We start from the raw sequence: 19,276 nt of genomic DNA, 5'->3' as shown, positions 1-19,276 counted from the left end.
GAGTTCGGGGCGGGACGCCCCGTAGCGCAGCCCCGCCGTGCCCGCGCCGGTCCACGGCGGCCGGGAGGCGGCGGGCGTGGCTGCGCCCGCGGCCGGATCCGTCCCGGCACGTGAGACGGCCCCGTTCTCTCGAACAGGGCGTCACGGTGCGGCATTGACGTACGACAAAATCGATCCGTAGCATCGCCAACGGCATTGAGTGTCAGCGTCATGCCCTGGCTCGCTGACCGGCAACCCTCCCGCGCGGTGGGGTGCTCCAGGTGAAAGCCCGGCGGGATCACCGACGAATTCCCGCAAGCGCGTGGCCCCGTGACCGGGGCCGGAGACGGGGAGGTACGACATGCGGCACAGCGACGACTCTGCTGCCTCCCCCGCCGACGCCACGGCGTACTCCCGGCTCTCGCGCCGGCGCCACATCGATCTGAAGCGCTCGACCAGCTGTCTCTGTCGGGCCTGACCGGCCCGGCTGCCACCGGCTGACGTCCGTCACCGGCCCCGGCCCCTTCGCGCCGCCCTTCGCCCTCGCCACCGGTTCCCGGTGTCGTCCGCATGCCAATCCTCTGTCTGCACAGCGCATCCCCGGCGGGAGTCGATCCGCCAGGGCCGCACACACCGTCATGCCTGCGCACATGCGTGCGCGGTCGTGCCCCGGTGACACGAGTAGGAGAAAGCCCTCCGTGACTGCACTTCCGGTTTTCAGACCTTCCCGATGGGCGCCCCTGGCCGCGCTCCTGACCACCAGCGTCCTGCTGACCGCGTGCGGTTCGGGCGACGACGGCTCCGGCGGCGGAGGCGGCCAGGCGAAGTCCGGCGGCACCCTGACCTTCGCGGTGGGATCCGACGCCGGCTGCGTGGACCCGCAGCAGGTCGGCAGCAACGACACCATCTACTCGGTGCGCCAGATCGTGGACTCCCTCACCGACCAGGACCCGAAGACCGGCAAGATCGTGCCGTGGCTGGCCAAGAGCTGGGACATCAGCGCCGACGCGACGACGTTCACGTTCCACCTGCGGCCGGGCGTCACCTTCAGCGACGGGTCGAAGCTGACCGCGCAGGTGGTCAAGGACAACTTCGACGCGGTGCCGGACCTCGGCGCCCTGGGCACCCTCGCCGAGGGCTACCTGAGCGGCGTCAAGAGCACCACCGTGGTCGACCCGCTCACCGTCAAGGTGACCTTCAAGCAGCCCAACGCCCAGTTCCTCCAGGCGACTTCGACCCACTCACTGGGTATCGAGTCCTCGGCGAGCGTCAAGAAGAGCCCGCAGCACAAGTGCAGCGACGGGGTGGTCGGGTCCGGGCCGTTCGTGCTCAAGCAGTACGTGCAGAACCAGTCGGTCACCCTGGGCAGGCGCACCGGGTACGACTGGGGTTCCTCGCTGTGGTCGAAGAAGGGCGAGGCCTACCTGGACAAGCTGGTGTTCAAGGTCGTGCCCGAGGCAGGGGTGCGGGCCGGCAGTCTCCAGTCCGGGCAGGTGGACGCGATCAGCAGCGTCGGCAAGGCCAACGAGGCGGCGCTCAAGGGCGGCCAGGTCACCCTCCAGAGCCGGGCCAACCCCGGTGTGGTGTTCGGCCTCGGGCTGAACAACTCCCGGCCCCTGCTGAAGGACGCGAAAGTCCGGCAGGCGATCTCGGCCGCCGTCGACCGGAAACAGATCGCCGACACCGTCTACCCGACCGGCACCCAGCCGGCGACCAGCATCCTGGCGCACACCACGCCCGACTACACGGACCTCTCCTCGGACCTCGCGCTCGACACGGCCAAGGCGAAGTCGCTGCTGGATGCGGCCGGTTGGAAGGCGGGCAGCGACGGCATCCGCACCAAGGACGGCAAGAGGCTGACCCTGACCATCAGCTGGTTCCCCAACGCGGCCACCAACCAGCCCGCGCTGGAGCTGGTCCAGCAGCAGCTCAAGTCGGTGGGGATCGACGTGGTGCTCAAGCAGCTGCCGGTCACCCAGTTCGCCACCACGATCCAGTCCGGTGACTTCGACGTGGTGTGGGGGAACACGACCCGCGCCGACCCCGACATCCTGCGCAGCTCCTTCTCCACCCGGCTCGGCAACTTCTACCACCTGCCGTCCGGTTCGCTGGACACGGCGCTGTCCGCGCAGGCCGCGACCACGGACACCGCGAAGCGCAAGCAGCTGGTGGCTCAGGCGCAGAAGCTGATCGTGCAGAACGCGTACAACGTGCCGGTGGTGGAGCTCCAGACCCAGCTCGGCGTCTCGAAGAAGGTGCACGACCTGGCATTCGACTCCGGCAGCCGCATCCAGCTGCACGACACCTGGATCGGGTAGCGCATGCGCCGCTATGTGATCAAACGGCTGGCGCAGGCGGTCGGGGTGCTGTGGGCGGCCTACACGGTGTCCTTCCTGGTCCTGGACTTCCTGCCCGGTGACCCGGTGTCCGCGATGGCGGGTGCCGGGATGGACACGGGACAGGTCGACCCGGCCCAACTCGCCAGACTGCGGCACGAGTACGGCTTCGACAAGCCGGTGCTGCTGCAGTACGCGGAGTATCTGGGCCGGGCGGTGCGCGGGGACTTCGGCGACGCGGTCTCCACCGGCCGCCCGGTGACCTCCACCCTGGCCGACGCGCTGCCGCAGACGCTCCAGCTGACCGGTGCGGCGCTGGTGCTGGCGGTGGTCCTCGGCGGCGGTCTAGCGGTGGTGGCGACCTACACCTCGCGGCGGTGGCTGCGGCAGTTGCTGCTGTCGCTGCCCCCGCTGGGGGTGTCGGTCCCGACGTTCTGGGTGGGGCTGCTGCTGGTCGAGGCGTTCTCGTTCAAGCTGCACTGGTTCCCGGCGTTCGGCAACGACGGGCTGAAGGGCCTGGTGTTGCCGGCCCTGACGCTGGCGGTCCCGACAGGGGCGCAGGTCGCCCAGGTGCTGGCCAAGAGCCTGCTGACCGCGCTGGACCAGGCCTACGTGGAGACCGCGCGGGCCAAGGGCGCCGGCCGGTGGCGGGTGCATCTGCGGCACGCGCTGCGCAACGCCTCGCTGCCCGCGCTGACGGTGGTCGGCCTGCTGGTGGGGCAGCTGATCGCCGGTTCGGTGGTGGTGGAGACGGTGTTCTCGCGCGACGGTCTGGGGCGGGTGACCGCCGGTGCGGTCACCACCCAGGACATCCCGCTGGTCCAGGGGGTGGTGGTGTTCGGCGCGCTGATCTTCGTGGCCACGAACCTGCTCGTCGACCTGGTCTATCCGCTGCTGGACCCGCGGATCGTGGTGGCCTCGGAGAGAAGGGCGGGCTTCGCATGAGTCAGAGCCTTGTCGACGACCAGGCGGAGGCCGCCCTCGGCTTCGCCCGGCCGGTCGAGAGCGGGTCCCCGGCGGAGCCGGGCCGGCCCGCCGGCCTGCGCCGGGTGCTTCGCTTCCTGCTGCGCCGCCCCGGCCTGCTGTTGTCCGCCGTCGTCCTCGTGCTGGTGGTGCTGGCCGCCTTCTGGCCGGACCTGTTCACCTCGCAGGACCCGCTGAAGGGGGTGCCGTCCCAGAACTTCCGCGGCCCGAGCGGCAGTCACTGGTTCGGCACCGACGAACTCGGGCGCGACGTCTTCTCCCGCGTGGTCCACGGCGCCCAGCTCTCCCTCAAGGCCACGCTGCTCGCGGTCCTGGTCGCGTTCGTGGTCGGCGGTCTGCTCGGGGTGGTCGCCGGGTTCGTGGGCCGCTGGGTGGACGACGCGCTGATGCGTTTCGTCGACGTCCTGCTGTCCATCCCCGCGCTGTTCCTGTCGCTGGCGCTGGTCACCGCGCTCGGGTACGGGACGGTGAAGGTGGCGGTCGCGGTCGGCATCGCCAGCGTGGCCTCCTTCGCCCGGGTGGCACGGTCCGAGGTGCTGCGGGTGCGGCAGGCGGTGTTCGTCGAGGCGTCCCGCTCCTGCGGGGCCCGCTGGTACTCGGTGCTCGGCCGGCACGTGCTGCCCAACGCCGCAGGGCCGGTGATCGTGCTGGCCACCCTGGACTTCGGTTCCTCGATCCTGGCCGTGTCGGCGCTGAGCTTCCTCGGCTACGGCGCGCCGCCGCCCGCCCCGGAGTGGGGGACGTTGATCTCGGACGGCCGCAACTACCTTGCCAACGCCTGGTGGCTGACCGCACTGCCCGGTCTGGCGATCGCCGCGACCGTGCTGGCCGCCAATCGCGTCGCGCGGGCGCTGGACGGCGAATGGGCACGGCAGCGATGACCCACGAAGCGCATGAGAACAGCGACCCGCGCGAGAACCGCGGCGCACGCGAGGACCGCGGCGCACGCGAGGACGGTGAAAACGTGACCACACCACTGCTGGAGATCCGCGGCCTGTCCGTGTCGTACCGCGCCCGGGGCGGCACGGTGTCGGCCGTACGGGGCGTGGACCTGGACGTATGGCCCGGACAGGTGACCGCCGTGGTCGGTGAGTCCGGCTCCGGCAAGAGCACCACCGCGCACGCCGTCCTCCGGCTGCTGGCGGCCAACGGCACCATCGACGCGGGCACGGTCCGCTTCGGCCGGCACGATCTGGCCGCCCTCTCCGACGCGGAGCTGCGTACCGTGCGCGGCGCGCAGATCGGGCTGGTCCCGCAGGACCCGGCCGTCTCCCTCAATCCGGTGAAGCGGATCGGCGAGCAGGTGGCGGAGGTGCTGCGCATCCACGGCCTGGCGACCCGGCGCGGGGCGGCCGCCGAGGCGGTCGCCGTCCTCGACCGGGCCGGCTTGCCCGACGCGGCCGTCCGGGCCCGGCAGTACCCGCACGAGCTGTCCGGCGGCATGCGGCAGCGCGCCCTGATCGCGATCGCGATCGCCGCGAAGCCCCGGCTGATCATCGCCGACGAGCCGACCAGCGCGCTCGACGTCACCGTGCAGCGGGTCATCCTCGACCATCTCCAGCACCTCACCGAGGAGTCGGGCACCGCGATCCTGCTGGTCACCCACGACCTCGGGGTGGCCGCGGACCGCGCCCGGCGCCTGGTGGTCATGGAGCAGGGCAGGGTCGTCGAGGCGGGCGAGACGCGGGCCGTCCTGGCGGACCCGCAGCACGAGTACACCCGGCGGCTGCTGGCCGCCGCCCCGAGCCTGACCACGGCCCGCCCCCGTACCCCGGTCTCCACCGCCCCGGCCGGCACCACGCCGCCCCTGGTCGAGGCGCGCAACCTGGTCAAGGAGTTCCGGCTGCCGCGGGCCGGAGGCGGGGCCCGCACCCTGCGCGCGGTCGACGACGTGAGCCTCACCCTGCGGCGCGGGCAGACCCTCGCCCTGGTCGGGGAGTCGGGCTCGGGCAAGTCGACCACCGCCCGGCTGGTGCTCCGCCTGGCCGAGGCGACCTCCGGGCACGTCCTCTTCGACGGCACCGACGTCACCATCGCCAAGGGCGCCGAGGTCAGGCAGCTGCGCCGGCGCGCCCAGCTCGTCTACCAGAACCCGTACGCCTCGCTCGACCCGCGCTTCTCGGTCGCCGAGGTGATCACCGAGCCGCTGCGGGCGTTCAAGGTCGGCGACCGCGCCTCCCGGCTCGACCGCGCCCGCGAACTGCTCGACCGGGTCGCCCTGCCCGCCGCGACGCTGGAGCGCCGCCCGGCCGAGTTGTCGGGCGGTCAGCGCCAGCGGGTGGCCATCGCCCGTGCCCTCGCGCTCTCCCCGGACCTCGTGGTGTGCGACGAGCCGGTGTCCGCGCTCGACGTGTCCGTCCAGGCCCAGGTCCTGGACCTGCTCGCCCAGTTGCAGGCGGACACGGGAGTGGCGTACCTGTTCATCTCCCACGACCTGGCCGTCGTACGGCAGATCGCGCACCAGGTCGCCGTCATGCGGGCCGGGCGTGTCGTCGAGTCGGGCCCGCCCGGGGAGCTGTTCGCCGAGCCCCGCCACGCGTACACCCGAGAGCTGCTGGCGGCGATCCCAGGCAGCCGTGTCCCCTCCCCCGCCACGGCGGCGACCACCGGTCAAGGATCAGCATGAGCACTCCTGACATCACCTCTCTGGCCTTCCTCACCCCCGGCAACTTCGCGGACGACGACCCCTATCCGGGCCTGGAGGAGACCCTCCGGCTGTTCGAGTACGGGGAGCGGCTCGGTTACGACGGCGCCTGGATCCGGCAGCGTCACCTCGAACACGGCGTCGGCTCGGCGGCCGTGTTCCTGGCGGCGGCCGGGCAGCGGACCGAGCGGATCGAGCTCGGTACCGCGGTCATCCCCATCGGTTACGAGAGCCCGTTCCGGCTGGCCGAGGACCTGGCGCTGGCCGACGTGCTGTCCCGCGGCCGGCTCCAGATCGGTTTCAGCACCGGGATGCCGCACGCCGACCTGCTCGGCGACCTGGTGTACGACGGCGACTGGCGGAGCTTCGACCTGTCGTACGGCAGGATCGCGCGGCTGGTGGAGAACCTGCGCGGCGGCTACCTCGGCGGCCCGGACACCGTCATCCACTCGCCGGGCAACGTCCAGCGCCCCCGTCTGCAGCCGCACAACCCCGGGCTGGCCCGCCGTATCTGGTACGGCGGCGGCAGTCTGCGCTCGGTCCGCTGGGCCGCCGGGCAGGGCCTCGGTCTGCTGTCCGGGAACATCGTCACGGGCGAGGGCACCGACGACTTCACCACGGCCCAGCTCAACCTGCTGTCCGAGTACCGGCGCGCGCTGCCGCCGGACCGCACTCCGCGGGTGGCAGTGGGCCGGGTGATCGTGCCCCTCGACGGCGCCGACGCGGCCACCCGCGCCCGCTACCGGGCCTATGCGGCGAGCCGCCACGAACGCACCCTCGCCCCGCAGGGGCCGAAGCGCGTCCTGTTCGCCCCGGACGTCGTCGGGACCGCGGAGCAGATCCTGGAGGAGCTGACGGCCGATCCGGTGCTCGCCGAAGTGTCCGAGCTGCGCCTGGAGTTGCCGTACGAGTTCCACCGGGAGGAGTACGAGCAGATCCTGCACGACGTACGGCACCTCGTGGCGCCCGAGCTGGGCCGGCTCCCCGGCGCCGCCCGGACGGGAGGCGGCCGGGCCCCGGACGTCACGCCTCGTCGGCCGGAAGTGCGTACAGGCCGGGCAGGTTGACCACGATCGCCTCCTGCGTGGAGCGGGCGATGACGACCACGGCCTCCTCGTCGGGATCCGGGTTCTCCTCGCGGTGCGGCACGAACGGGGGGACGAAGATGTAGTCGCCCGGCGAGGTGCGCAGCCGTACCTCCTCGGGCCGCTCACCGGTGTCGTCCAGGAAGACGAACTCGGGGTGCCCGCTCACGATGTAGATCGCGGTCTCGGACTCGCCGTGGTGGTGGTCCGAGCTGGCGGTCGCGGGGGCCACATGGGTCTGGCCCATCCAGAGCTTCTCGGAGCCCACGGTCCGTCCGCTGACGGCGGCGAACCGGCGCATGCCGCCGGTCTGCGCGGTGTCGCCGTCGAGGGCGTCGGCGCGCACGTGGTGCAGCCGGGTGCGCAGGGGCGTCGCCGGGCGGCCCTGGGGGTCGTGGAGATGGGGGTGGAAGCCTTCACCGGGGGTCGTCAGCGGCTCGCTCATAGCGGGACGCTAGGACCGCGCCAGAAAGGATGTCAAGAGGTGTCCTTTGCGGTTCACCTGCGGCAATGTTGCCGCAATGAACGAACCGGGCGCGGCGGGAACCTCCGTCGGGCACGCCGGGTCCGGCATGATGGGGGCATGTACATCTCCGCCAAGGCGGACTACGCCGCCCGTGCTCTGCTGGAGCTCGCCCGACAGCCGGACCGCCCGCTGACCTGTGAGACGGTCGCGTCCTCGCAGGACATCCCGTTCCGGTTCCTCAAGTCCGTGGTGGGCGAGTTGCGCCGGGCCGGCCTGGTCCGCAGCCAGCGCGGCTGCGAGGGCGGGTACTGGCTGGGCAGGCCGGCCGCCGAGATAAGTCTGCTGGACGTCGCCCGGGCCGTGGACGGCGAGGTGATCACCCTGCGCGGGGAGCCGCTGGCCGGCCTCGACTACCCCGGGCCCGCCGTCGGCCTGCCGGATGTGTGGCGGCGGATCGAGGCGGAGGCCACCGCCGTACTGGCCGGGGTGACCATCGCCGGGCTGCTGCTGTCGGAGACCGCAGGGCAGCCGGCCGCCCAGGGCGCCGCGTGACGGGCGGCCGGGCCGTGCCGCCGGTCGAAGTCGTCGAGTACACCGACCCGTTGTGTCCCTGGGCCTGGGGTTCGGAGCCGGTCTTCCGCGGGCTGCGCGCGGCGCTGGCCGGCCGGGTCCGCTGGCGCCGGGTGTACTGCATCCTCTTCGACCACGACGACGACCCGGCCCCCGACCCGGCGGCCGAGACCGCCTGGTACGCCCGCTACGTCGAGGGCATCGCCGGTCACACCCGGGCGCCCCGGGCGGTGCGGCTGAGCCGGGTGGCCGCGACGTCCTGGCCCTCCTCGCTGGTCGCGAAGGCGGCCGAGCTGCAGGGGCCCGAGGTGGCCGACCGGGTGTTGCGACGGCTGCGGGAGACCGTCTTCGTACTCGGCGAGCCGGCGGACACCCTCGGCGCGGCGCTGGACGCGGCCGCCGGGGTACCCGGACTCGACGCACGGCGGCTGGCGGCCGACGCCGCCTCCGCGGCCGTACTCGACGGGGTACGCGCGGATCACGCGGAGGCACGGCGGCCGGTACCCGAGGTGCTGGCCGAGATGCCGGCCGCGCCAAGGGATTCGCCGCATCCCGGAAGCGCCAAGGAGACGCCCGACGGCGGTCACCGGTACGCGCTGCCGACGCTCGTCGTGTGCGGGCCCGGCGGCCGTGGCGTGGTGCCGGGGTGGCGGCCGTACGACGTGTACGCCGCCGCTGCCGGCGCCTTCTGCCCGGGCCTGCCGACGGCCCCTCAGACACTGCCCGGGGCGGCGGCGTTGACTCGGTACGGGACCCTGACCGAGCCGGAGCGCGCCCTGCTGACGCGAGGTGCCTGGCCGCCGCCGGGCGCCGTGCGGGTGGAGACCGCGGGCGGGCCGCTGTGGCTGGCCCCGGAGGAGGCCGGCACCCATCCCGCCACCCGGCAGACGCCCTGACCGGCGGTGGAGCCCCGTCCCGCTGAATGAGACACCAATTGGTGTCCATTGACAGCCGCACCCTGCGGCCCGCACGATGTGGGGCATGCACACGACCCACCCCGGTGTGGTGTGCCGCTATGTGGATCTGCGGCGCACCTGCAGCGCTCTCTGTCGCTGACCGCCTGCCGCCCTCGTCCCGCAGGCGCCTGACCGCAGCCCCCGGTACCGGCCCGTCCCCGTTCCGCCGGACCCGACCGCTCTGCGCGCCCCCCTCCCAGCGCCGTGACGTTCTCCGCGCCCCGCCCGCCGCCGCACGCCTCTCGGCCCCGCCAGGACTGGTATGTCCCTGTCGTGGCAAGCCCGTTGCGGCGCGGCCCCGAGCCGCCGCCCGACGCCCTTTCCCTCTCCCCCGGTTGCCACCGCGATGCGGACCGGGGCCGTAGCAGAGAGACAGCCATGTCCACACGCCGCACCCCGGCACGCCCCAGACCGGGCGCCCGCCGCACCCTCCGACCCGCCGGCCGGCTGCGCGCCACGGCCCTCGGTACCGTCCTCGCCGCCGTGCTCGTCCCCTCCCTCAGCGCCTGCGCGGGCGGGTCGTCCGCCGCGTCGGGCGGCAACGCCACCCTGAAGTGGGCCTCCTCCTACTTCCCCGCGCACTGGGACCCGGTGGTCTCGGGCAGCGGCGCCCAGTTCCGTGAACTCTCCCTGGTGTACGCGTCGTTGACCCGCACCGACGAGAAGGGCAACGCCGTTCCCGACCTCGCGAAGAGCTGGGACTACAACAGCAGGGGCGACCGGATCACCTTCCACCTGCGCCCCGGCCTGAAGTTCAGCGACGGCACTCCGGTGGACGCGACCGCCGTGAAGGACGCCGTCGAGCGCGCCAAGAAGCAGAAGAACTCCGCGCTGTTCGGCGACCTCACCTCGATCAAGTCGGTGGACGCCGACGGGCTCGACGCGGTCGTCCACCTCACCCAGGTCGACTACCAGATACCGCAGCTGCTCGGCGAGCGCGTGCTGCAGATCGCCAGCCCGAAGGCGGCCGCGTCCCCGACGAAGCTGGACCAGAACCCGGTCGGCGCGGGCCCGTTCATCGTGACCCAGCTGGTGCCCGGCACGAAGGTGGTCCTGAGGAAGAACCCGGACTACTGGGACGCGAAGAACATCCACATCGACCATGTCGAGCTGACCTCCGCGCCCGACGCGTCGACCGTCGTCTCCGGACTGCAGACCGGCGTCTACAACTTCGCGGACATCGCGCCGAGTCAGGCGGACGCCGCGAAGAAGGCGGGCCTCGACGTCTTCGTGCAGCCCGGGTTCAACGCCTCCAACATCAGCCTGAACATCAACAAGGCGCCGTTCGACAACGCCAAGGTCGTCGACGCGGTCCGCTACGCCGTCAACCGCCAGGAGTTCGTGGACAAGCTGACCTTCGGCTACGGCGAGGCCACCGACGAGCCCTTTCCCAAGGGGTACGTCGCCTACGACCCGAAGTCCGCGGACGCCTACCCCTACGACCCGGCGAAGGCGAAGAAGCTGCTGGCCGAGGCCGGTTACCAGGCCGGTGACATCAAGCTGAACCTGGTCATCCCCGCGGAGGACCCGCAGGCCGAGATCGTGCAGTCGCAGCTGGCGAAGGTCGGCATCACCGTCACCATCAAGATCGACAAGAACTGGGCCACCCCGTTCTTCGCCAAGGACCTGACGTTCTCCGTGTACGGCACCACCGGCCGGGACTCCGCGCTGCAGACGCTGACCGCGCACTTCGGCCCGAACGGCCCGCTGAACCTCAGCTCGCCGTACGAACCCGCCGGGTTCGAGGCCGCCGTCGCCAAGGTGCGCCAGACCCCGCTGGACGCCTCCGACTACACCCAGGTGCTCCAGGCGGCGACCCGTGCCGGGCTGAAGAGCAAGGCGCTGGTGTTCACCTACTCCTCGCCGAACCTCTTCGCCAAGAGCAAGTCGGTCTCCGGCCTGCCGAAGAACCCGGCCCACGTCGACTGGACCGGTGTGACCGTCTCCGGCTCGAACTGACCGCCGCCCGCCGCAAGGAGACCCCGAGAAGAGAGAGGGGGCAACACCATGACGACGACCGACACGCCGCCCGCACCGGCCACGCCGAGCGCACCCGCCGTACCGCCACCGCGTCGCCGGGGTGCCACGGTCAGGGTCCGGCGCGCGTCGGCCAGGATCCTGGCCACCCTCGCCCGGTCCGTCGCGATCTTCGTGCCCGTCTTCCTGGTCGCGACCTTCGTGACGTTCGCGCTGCGGTCGCTCAGCGGGCTCAGCCCGGCGCGCATCCAGCTGGGCGAGGACGCGACTCCCGAGGCGATCGCCCGTATCGAGGCCCAGTGGGGACTGAACCGGCCGTTCCTGGTGCAGTACGGGGACTGGCTCACCGGCGTCCTGCACGGACAGCTCGGCACCAGCTGGGTCAACGGCGCCGACATCTCCACCCTGATCGGCCTGGGGCTCGGCGTCAGCCTGTCCGTGGCCGTCTTCGCCCTCGTCATCGGCGTGGTGGCGGGCTTCGTCCTGGGCACGGTCGCCGCGCTGCGCCGTACCACCTGGACGGACCGGGCGATCACCGGCTTCGTCACCGTGATCTCGGTGATGCCGGCGTTCGTCGTCGGCATCGTCCTGGTCGCGGTCTTCGCGGTCGGGCTGCACCTGTTCCCGTCGGCCGGCTACGTCCCGGCCGCCCAGGGGATCGGCCCGTGGCTCGCCCACATCACCCTGCCCGCCGTCGCGTTGAGCTTCGACGTGGTCGCCGACGTCGCCCGCCAGCTGCGCACCAGCCTGGTCGCGGCGTACGGCGAGAACTACGTGACCGGTGCGGTGGTACGCGGGCTGAGTCCCCGTCGGATCTTCTTCGGGCACGTGCTGCGCAACGGCCTCGGACCGGCGCTGGCCACCCTCGGGCTGAAGTTCCCCGCGCTGGTCGGTGCCTCCGTGGTCACCGAGTGGATCTTCGGTCTGCAGGGCTTCGGCCGGTTCGCCAACGACTCCGCCCAGGCCGGTGACGTGCCCGCCGTGCAGGGCGTCCTCGTGGTGTCGATCGTCCTGGTCGTCGCCTTCAACCTGATCGTCAACCTGGTGCTGGCCCGGGTGACCCCGGCCGCCCGGCGGGGGGTGTGATCATGGTCCGCCGCGTGCTCTCCCTCACCTCCGGCAGGATCGCCGTCGGCATCCTCGTGCTGGTCGCCCTGCTCGCCCTGCTGGGCCCGCTGCTCGCCCCGCAGAACCCGCTGGGCACGAGCGACGACACCCTGGCCGCCGTCTCCGGGGCGCACTGGCTGGGCACCGACTACCTCGGCCGGGATGTGCTCAGCCGGTTGCTCGCCGGCTCCCGGATCAGCGTGCTCGGCTCCCTGGAGGTCGCCGTCACCGCACTGGTCGTGGGCGTCGTCCCCGGCATCCTGTCCGTGCAGCTCGGCCGGGTCTTCGAGTGGATCACCCTGCGCCTGGCCGACACCCTCGTGGCGCTGCCGTTCCTGCTGTTCGCCGTCGCCGTGGTCGCGCTGCTCGGCAACGGCATCACCCAGGCGATGCTCGTCACCGGGGTGCTGGTGTCGCCGCTGTTCTACCGGGTGGCGCGGGCGGCGGCCCTCTCCGTGACCCGCTCCCCGTACGTGGAGGCGGCGGTGGTCTCCGGGGCGTCCACCGGCTGGATCGTGCGCCGGCACGTGTGGGCCAAGGTGCTGCCGCCGATCGCGGTCGCCCTCGCCCAGACGGTCGGCGTCGGCTTCGTCATCGTCTCCAGCCTGACGTTCCTCGGCATCGGCGTGCAGCCGCCCGCGCCCACCTGGGGCGGCCTGCTCGCCTCCGACCTCGGCTACCTGAGCCGGCGCCCGTGGGCCCCGCTCGCGCCCGCCCTGCTCATCACGGTCACCGTCTGGGCCTGCAACCTGCTCGCCGACGCCGTCCGGGACGTCTCCGGCGAGGCCGGGCGCGCCCTCGCCAACGACCGCCGCGCGCGGGCCAACCGGGCAGGCAAGGCCGAACCCGTCACCTCCGGAGGTGCGTCATGACCACCCTGTCCGGCGACCTCGTCCCGGCCGTGACCCGTACCGCCGGGACGCCGGCCGCCCCGGTGCTCTCGTTGCGCGGCGTCCGGATCACCGACCGCGCGGGGGACCGCGAGCTCGTGCACGGGGTGAGCTTCGACCTCGCCCCCGGCCGGACGGTCGGCATCGTCGGCGAGTCCGGCAGCGGCAAGACCCTCACCTGCCGGGCCGCGCTCGGCATCCTGCCCCCGCACTTCGAGGTGACCGAGGGCACGATCGAGATCGCCGGCACCGACATCGCGGCCCTGACCGCGCGCCGGTGGACCGAGTTGCGGGGCGCCACCGTCAGCGCGGTGTTCCAGGACCCGGCGTCCTACCTCAACCCGTCCCTCCGGGTCGGCGCGCAGATCGCCGAGGTGGTCCGGGTCAAGCTCGGCCTCAAGCGGCGCGCGGCCCGGCAGCGGGCGCTGGAACTGCTCCGGGCGGTCCGGCTGCGCGACCCCGAGCTGGTCTACGACCAGTACACCCACGAACTCTCCGGCGGCATGCTCCAGCGGGTCCTGATCGCCACCGCGGTCGCCGCCGACCCGCTGGTCCTCATCGCCGACGAGGCCACCACCGCCCTCGACGTCACCGTCCAGGCGGAGATCCTCGACCTCCTCGCCGATCTGCGCGAACGCACCGGGCTGGCCCTGGTGCTGGTCTCCCACGACCTGGCCCTGGTCGCCCAGTGGTGCGACGAGGTGCTGGTCATGCGCCAGGGCGAGGTGGTCGAGCAGGGCCCCACCCGCACGGTCCTCCACGAGCCCCGGCACGAGTACACCCGGCTGCTGGTCGCCGAGCACGAACAGTACGGCCTGGAGAAGTTCCTCGCCGCGGAGGAGGAAGCGTGAGCCGCATCGACGAAGCCGGACCCGCGAGCCCGGTGCCCCCGGACGCCGGACCCTCGGTCCCGGTCCTCACCGTCACCGGGCTGGACGTCGACTACGGCCCGCGCCGCCGGCGCCGGCGCGCCCTGCACGGCGTGTCGCTGGCCGTCGCCCCCGGCGAGACCGTCGGCCTCATCGGGGAGACCGGATCCGGCAAGTCCACCCTCGCCCGCGCCGTGCTCGGCCTGGTGCGCCCGGCGGGCGGCTCGATCACCGTCGCGGGCGAGGAGGTCACCGGGTACGGCCGCCGCCGGTGGCGCGAACTGCGGCGCCGCGGTGTCGTGCAGTACGTCTTCCAGGACCCGCTGCGCAGTCTCGACCCGGACCTGACGGTCGCGGACTCGCTCACCGAGCCGCTGCTCATCCGCGGCGTCCCGCGCCAGGAGGCCGTCGAACGGGCCCGTGCCCTGCTGGACCGGGTGCGGCTGGCGGCGGACCTCCTTGACCGGCTGCCCGCGGAGCTCTCCGGCGGCCAGCGGCAGCGCGTCGCGGTGGCGCGGGCGCTGATCACCGAACCGCGGCTGATCATCCTGGACGAGCCGGTCAGCGCCCTGGACTCCGCCAACCGCGTCCAGGTCCTGGAGATCCTCAAGGGGCTCCGGGACACGGGCGTCGCCCAGATCTTCATCTCCCACGACCTCGGCTCCGTGGCCGGCGTCGCCGACCGCATCGCGGTGCTGTACCGGGGCGAGCTGGTGGAGACCGGTACCGCCCGTGACGTCATCGCCCGCCCCCGGCACCCCTACACCCGGCTGCTCGTCGGCTCGGCGCCCACCCTCCGCGGTCCGGCCGGCGCCGGCCGCGCCGAACGCGAGGCCCTGCGCGCTCTGTTGCACGCCTGACGAGACCCGCCGGCTTCCCGAGCACCACCGAAAGGACCCGCCATGTCCCGCAAGATCCACCTCGCGCTGCACCCCTACGGCGTCGGGGGCCCCGGCCAGCACGGTCTGTGGAAGGACCCCCGGATCGCCAAGAACGCCAGCGTCGACATCAACTACTACATCCGGCTGGCCCAGGCCGCCGAACACGCCCTGTTCGACGCCCTGTTCATCGTGGACAGCCAGTTCATCAACGCCACCTACCCGGCGCACTACCTCAACCGCCTGGAGCCGCTGACCCTGTTGTCGGCGGTGGCGACGCACACCCGGCACATCGGTCTGGTGGGCACGGCCAGTTCGACGTACAACTCGCCGTTCAACCTGGCCCGCCGGTTCGCCTCGCTGGACCACATCAGCGGCGGGCGGGCCGGCTGGAACGTCGTCACCAGCTTCGACACCGGCACCTCGAAGAACTACGGCCTCGACGAGCACCTCGACTACGCCACCCGCTACGGCAGGGCCCTGGAGTTCGTCGAGGTGGCGCGCGGCCTGTGGGACTCCTACGAGGACGACGCCTTCCCGGCGGACGTCGCGCGCGACCTGTTCCTCGACCCGGGCAAGCTGCACGAACTCAACCACGCGGGCGAGCACTTCAAGGTCGCCGGCCCCCTCAACCTGTCCCGCTCGCCCCAGGGCCAGCCGGTGATCTTCCAGGCCGGGGTGTCCGAGGAGGGCCGCGACCTCGCGGCCCGCGTCGCCGAGGGCATCTACGCGCCGGGCGGCTCGCTGGAGCAGGCCCAGGACTACTACGCCGACATCAAGCGCCGTACCGCCGCCTACGGACGCGACCCCGAGCACATCAAGATCTTCATCCACGGCGGCCCGGTCGTCGCCGCCACCGACGAGGCCGCCCTGCGCCGGGAGCGGGGGATCTTCGAGGAGGACAACGACCTGGTGCGGAATCTGGCGCTGCTGGGCCGGTCGTTCGGTGCCTACGACTTCGGCGCCCATGATCTGGACGCGCCGTTCCCGGACATCGGCCACCTCGCCGAGAAGGGCGGCCGCACCAGCGCGGCCCGGATCGTCGAGCGGGCCAGGACCGAGCGGCTGACGCTCCGCCAGGTCGCCGAGTCGGCGAACGAGTTCCGCCGCTCACCGTTCGTCGGGGCCCCGGAGACCGTCGCGGACACGATCGAGCGGTGGTTCGCCGCGGGCACCTTCGACGGCATCAACCTGGCCTTCCGCACCGAGGACGACCTCGGGCTCTTCGTCGACGGCGTGGTCCCGCTGCTGCAGAAGCGCGGCCTGTTCCGCACCGAGTACACCGCCGACACCCTCCGCGGCAACCTCGGCCTGCCGGTCCCCGTCAACCGCCACACCCGTGAGCGCGCGCTGGCGGGCGACTGACCGGCAGCACCCACCGACCAGAGACCGTCAACGGCCGACCGCAGGAGTGAGGACATGACCACGACCGAGTACACCGACCACCACGGCCCCGAAGGCCTCCTCGTCCGCGGCACGGTCGTGGTGGTACCGGGCCGGGGAGAGAGCCGGGAGACCTACGAGCGGTTCGGCAGGCGTCTCGCGGCCGACGCCTACCGGGTCCGCGTGATCGATCCCCCGGACCTCGACGCCCACGGCCTCCCCGACGCCCTGGACCGCTTCGGCGCCGCCCTCGCCGCGGCTGTCGAGGACACCGTGTCCGACGGCGCCGACGGTGTCGTGCGACCGCTGGTGCTGGCCGGGGCGGACACCGGCGCCCTCGCGATCGCCGCGCTGCCGGCCCGGCCGGAGTCCGAAGGGGCGCCGCGTCCGGACGCCGTCGTCCTCGCGGGCCTGCCCGGCCCGGGACGGACCGCCGCCACCGTCGCCGGCACCTGGGAGGACGAACTCGACGTGCGCACCTCCTGCCCGACCCACCGCGCCAGACTCACCGACGACACCCGGTTCCGCCGGGGAACGCTCACGGACGCGGTGGCCCCGGCCCTGCTCACGGCCGCCTACGAGAGCGAACTCGCCGTGCCCGCCCTGCTGCTGGCCGGCGACTGCGATCCGCTCACGGACCGGGACGCGCTGGACCGCGCGGCCAAGGCCTGGCCCAGCGCCCGGCTCGCCGTCGTCCGCGGCGGCCACCACGACGTCCTCAACGACCTCCAGCACCGCTCGGTGGCGGCCGAGGTCGTCACGTTCCTGGAGACGCTGCGCAACGGCCTCGTCCCGCTGGTCTCGGTGGAGTCGAGCGCGTGGTGAGCACCGTCGACAGCTCCACACCCTGACCGACTCCCGCTCCGACTCTGGAAGGCTCACCATGGCCACAGTCCTGTCCGTCTCCGGAAGCCCGTCCGCCGCCTCACGCACCGGGCGTCTGCTGCGCCACCTCGACCGCCGGCTGGCCGCGCAGGGCCACGAGGTGATCGCCCTCGACGTGCGGACCCTGCCCGCACAGGCCCTGCTGGGCGCGGACTTCGCGCATCCGGCCGTCGTCGAGGCCGCCGCGCTGTTCGAACGGGCCGACGGTGTGGTGATCGGCACGCCGATCTACAAGGCGGCCTACTCGGGCCTCCTGAAGTCGCTCCTCGACCTGCTCCCCCAGTACGCACTGGCCGGCAAGACCGTGCTGCCACTGGCGACCGGCGGCAGCACCGCGCACGTCCTGGCCATCGACTACGCCCTGCGGCCGGTGCTCAGCTCCATGGGCGCGGCGCACATCGTGCCCGGCTGGTTCACGCTCGACAAGGACATCACGACGGACGCCGACGGCCGGCTGACCGTGGCCCCGGCGTCGGCCGAGGCACTGGCCGAGGTCACGGACCGCTTCTCGGCGGCGCTGCACGGCCGGCCGACCCACCTGGCGGCCGCGGGCTGAACCCTGCCCACCGTACGAGGCCGGCTCGGGCCCCGCGCCCCTGCGTGGCCGCCCGGCCGGCGTCCGCATCAGCCCATCCGTCTGATTTAGTATTGTCTGATATCATTTCAATTGATACGATCTCGGATGTGCCGGACAGAGAGGGGCGCACGCGATCATGAACGTCTACGAGGCTGTCACGAGTCGGCGCGCCGTCCGGGAGTTCACCGACCGGCAGGTCCCGCGCGAGGTGCTGGAGCGCGTGCTGTCCGCCGCGGCCTGGGCCCCGTCCGCGTCGAACCTTCAGCCGTGGCACGCCTACGTGCTCACCGGCCGACCGCTGGCCGAGCTCAAGAAGCGGGCCGGCGAGCGCATAGCCGCGGGCGACCCCTGGGACGAGCCGGAGTACGAGCAGTACCCTCCGGTACTCGAAAGCCCCTACCAGGAGCGCCGGGCCGCCTTCGGTGAGCAGCGCTACGGCGCGCTGGGCATCACACGGGAGGACCTGGAGGCGCGGCAGCGGGCCGCCGCCGCGAACTGGGACTGCTTCGGCGCACCCGCCGCCCTGTTCTGCTACGTCGACCGCCGCATGGGCCCGCCCCAGTGGTCGGACCTGGGCATGTATCTGCAGTCCGTCATGCTGCTGCTCCGTGCCGAAGGGCTGCACAGTTGCCCGCAGATGGCCTGGGCGAAGTATCACAGGACCGTCGCGGAGGTGCTGTCACCCCCGGTCGAACTCCTCCTCTTCTGCGGCATGTCGATCGGCCACGAGGACGTCACGGCAGGCCGGTCCCGCATCGGCCGCGCGCCGATCGGGGAGACGGTCACGTTCGTGGACGGCTAGGTCCGGCGTCGCCAGGGGCGGGTGGCTGGTTCTGGTTCCAGGAGCGCAGCTTGTCGGGATTGAGGACGACCCAGACCTGCACGACACGCTCTTCAGCGATGTCGAGGCTGATGACGGCGGCAACCCGGTGACCGTATCGGACGACGAGGCCCGTACCCCCGTTGACGGGTTGGGTGGCCAGGGCGGTGCGGGGGTGGCGGGCCAGGAGTGTCAGCAGGCTGCGGGCGACCTGACGGGTGCCGTGCACCGGCCTGCTCAGTGCGCGGACCTTGCCACCACCGTCGAAGAACGCCGTGGCGTCCGGACACAGCAGCGCCTCGAGGAGTTCTGCGTCCTCGTTCACGCACGCCTCGCGGACGGCGCGGGCGACCAGATCGTGGTCGTCCGGTGGAGCGGGGTGTGAACGCCGACAGCGAAGACCGCGGTGGGCACGGTCGGCGAGTTCGGCACACGCGGACTCCGGGCGTCCCACGATGTCGGCAACCGATTCGGAGGCCGTCCCGAAGACCTCGTTGAGCACGAACGCCGCCCGCTCGGCCGGGGCCGGCGAGTCCGGCGCGTTCCGCAGAACCCGGCTGACCTCCTTCGCCAGAGCCGCATCCGTCCGGCGCCGCTCCGTGTCCTTCCGACTCGCGCCACGAGAGGGGCGGGCGAGCAGGCCCAGACAGATCGCGCCTGCGGTCTTCGCGAGCCAGTACCGGGGAGCTGCGATCTGTCCACGCCTCGCGTCGGACAGCCCGTACCACCGGCGGTAGGTCTCGGCGACCACGGTCTCCGCCTCGCGGGCGTCGCCCAGCATCCGGCAGGTGACTTCCAGCAGGTACCGACGCTCGTCGAGCAACTCCGCGACCGGCACCGCGTCAGCATGGTCCATACGGCCTCTCCCCC

General features: G+C 72.6%; 19 protein-coding genes and 1 riboswitch. Of the genes, 17 read left to right on the top strand and 2 right to left on the bottom strand.

Annotation, left to right across the window (positions count from 1 at the left end; translation table 11 throughout):
• Positions 1-191: 191 nt before the first annotated feature.
• A riboswitch (SAM riboswitch) is annotated at positions 192-306 on the top strand.
• A gap of 34 nt (positions 307-340) precedes the next feature.
• From ACFY0K_RS03895 to ACFY0K_RS03870, 6 genes are all read left to right on the top strand, one after another.
• A complete protein-coding gene (locus tag ACFY0K_RS03895; protein ID WP_388908340.1) occupies positions 341-457 on the top strand; it encodes a putative leader peptide in 117 nt (38 codons plus the stop codon).
• Between the two features lie 220 nt (positions 458-677).
• Positions 678-2,297 (top strand): ABC transporter substrate-binding protein, encoded by a 1,620-nt coding sequence (locus tag ACFY0K_RS03890; protein WP_390638442.1) that lies wholly within the window; start codon positions 678-680, stop codon positions 2,295-2,297.
• 3 nt (positions 2,298-2,300) lie between these two features.
• Positions 2,301-3,260 carry an ABC transporter permease gene (locus tag ACFY0K_RS03885; protein WP_390638441.1) on the top strand — a complete coding sequence of 320 codons (960 nt, stop codon included), beginning with the start codon at positions 2,301-2,303 and terminating at the stop codon, positions 3,258-3,260.
• Positions 3,257-4,180, top strand: coding sequence for an ABC transporter permease (locus ACFY0K_RS03880; protein ID WP_390638440.1), 924 nt, complete (start codon positions 3,257-3,259; stop codon positions 4,178-4,180). Before ACFY0K_RS03885 ends, ACFY0K_RS03880 begins: the two co-directional genes overlap by 4 nt.
• Before the next feature lie 83 nt (positions 4,181-4,263).
• The gene (locus ACFY0K_RS03875; protein WP_390638439.1) at positions 4,264-5,925 is read left to right on the top strand and encodes a dipeptide ABC transporter ATP-binding protein; all 1,662 of its coding nucleotides are present in this window, start codon (positions 4,264-4,266) and stop codon (positions 5,923-5,925) included.
• On the top strand, positions 5,922-7,010 hold the full coding sequence (locus tag ACFY0K_RS03870) for an LLM class flavin-dependent oxidoreductase (protein WP_390638438.1): 1,089 nt from the start codon (positions 5,922-5,924) through the stop codon (positions 7,008-7,010). The genes ACFY0K_RS03875 and ACFY0K_RS03870 overlap by 4 nt, the downstream gene beginning before the upstream one ends.
• Here the strand turns inward: ACFY0K_RS03870 and ACFY0K_RS03865 are convergent.
• Complete coding sequence (locus tag ACFY0K_RS03865; protein WP_388713156.1) at positions 6,967-7,473, bottom strand: cupin domain-containing protein; 507 nt, start codon at positions 7,471-7,473, stop codon at positions 6,967-6,969. The genes ACFY0K_RS03870 and ACFY0K_RS03865 overlap by 44 nt on opposite strands.
• Before the next feature lie 138 nt (positions 7,474-7,611).
• Between ACFY0K_RS03865 and ACFY0K_RS03860 the strand changes: the two genes are divergently transcribed.
• From ACFY0K_RS03860 to ACFY0K_RS03810, 11 genes are all read left to right on the top strand, one after another.
• Positions 7,612-8,046: an Rrf2 family transcriptional regulator gene (locus ACFY0K_RS03860; RefSeq protein ID WP_351960668.1), complete on the top strand. Its 435-nt coding sequence runs from the start codon at positions 7,612-7,614 to the stop codon at positions 8,044-8,046.
• Positions 8,043-8,960 carry a DsbA family protein gene (locus tag ACFY0K_RS03855; RefSeq protein ID WP_390638437.1) on the top strand — a complete coding sequence of 306 codons (918 nt, stop codon included), beginning with the start codon at positions 8,043-8,045 and terminating at the stop codon, positions 8,958-8,960. The genes ACFY0K_RS03860 and ACFY0K_RS03855 overlap by 4 nt, the downstream gene beginning before the upstream one ends.
• Before the next feature lie 438 nt (positions 8,961-9,398).
• The gene (locus ACFY0K_RS03850; RefSeq protein WP_390638436.1) at positions 9,399-10,979 is read left to right on the top strand and encodes an ABC transporter substrate-binding protein; all 1,581 of its coding nucleotides are present in this window, start codon (positions 9,399-9,401) and stop codon (positions 10,977-10,979) included.
• A gap of 48 nt (positions 10,980-11,027) precedes the next feature.
• The gene (locus ACFY0K_RS03845; protein ID WP_390638435.1) at positions 11,028-12,083 is read left to right on the top strand and encodes an ABC transporter permease; all 1,056 of its coding nucleotides are present in this window, start codon (positions 11,028-11,030) and stop codon (positions 12,081-12,083) included.
• Between the two features lie 2 nt (positions 12,084-12,085).
• Positions 12,086-12,976, top strand: coding sequence for an ABC transporter permease (locus ACFY0K_RS03840; RefSeq protein WP_390638434.1), 891 nt, complete (start codon positions 12,086-12,088; stop codon positions 12,974-12,976).
• Complete coding sequence (locus tag ACFY0K_RS03835) at positions 12,973-13,845, top strand: ABC transporter ATP-binding protein (RefSeq protein ID WP_390638433.1); 873 nt, start codon at positions 12,973-12,975, stop codon at positions 13,843-13,845. Before ACFY0K_RS03840 ends, ACFY0K_RS03835 begins: the two co-directional genes overlap by 4 nt.
• 5 nt (positions 13,846-13,850) lie before the next feature.
• Positions 13,851-14,723: an ABC transporter ATP-binding protein gene (locus tag ACFY0K_RS03830; RefSeq protein ID WP_390638846.1), complete on the top strand. Its 873-nt coding sequence runs from the start codon at positions 13,851-13,853 to the stop codon at positions 14,721-14,723.
• 42 nt (positions 14,724-14,765) lie between these two features.
• Complete coding sequence (locus tag ACFY0K_RS03825; RefSeq protein WP_390638432.1) at positions 14,766-16,106, top strand: LLM class flavin-dependent oxidoreductase; 1,341 nt, start codon at positions 14,766-14,768, stop codon at positions 16,104-16,106.
• 54 nt (positions 16,107-16,160) lie between these two features.
• Positions 16,161-16,949: an alpha/beta hydrolase gene (locus ACFY0K_RS03820; protein ID WP_390638431.1), complete on the top strand. Its 789-nt coding sequence runs from the start codon at positions 16,161-16,163 to the stop codon at positions 16,947-16,949.
• A 58-nt stretch (positions 16,950-17,007) separates the two neighbouring features.
• Positions 17,008-17,565 carry an NADPH-dependent FMN reductase gene (gene ssuE, locus ACFY0K_RS03815; protein WP_388599238.1) on the top strand — a complete coding sequence of 186 codons (558 nt, stop codon included), beginning with the start codon at positions 17,008-17,010 and terminating at the stop codon, positions 17,563-17,565.
• 157 nt (positions 17,566-17,722) lie between these two features.
• On the top strand, positions 17,723-18,388 hold the full coding sequence (locus ACFY0K_RS03810; RefSeq protein WP_390638430.1) for a nitroreductase: 666 nt from the start codon (positions 17,723-17,725) through the stop codon (positions 18,386-18,388).
• Here ACFY0K_RS03810 and ACFY0K_RS03805 read toward each other — a convergent pair.
• Positions 18,369-19,262 (bottom strand): RNA polymerase subunit sigma, encoded by an 894-nt coding sequence (locus ACFY0K_RS03805; protein ID WP_390638429.1) that lies wholly within the window; start codon positions 19,260-19,262, stop codon positions 18,369-18,371. The two genes, ACFY0K_RS03810 and ACFY0K_RS03805, sit on opposite strands and share 20 nt — an antisense overlap.
• Positions 19,263-19,276: the final 14 nt, after the last annotated feature.

It is taken from the genome of Streptomyces sp. NPDC001507 (assembly GCF_042894765.1).
Classification (GTDB): domain Bacteria; phylum Actinomycetota; class Actinomycetes; order Streptomycetales; family Streptomycetaceae; genus Streptomyces.
Note: the sequence above shows the minus strand (reverse complement) of the source record. Positions and strands in the feature narration are given on the sequence as shown.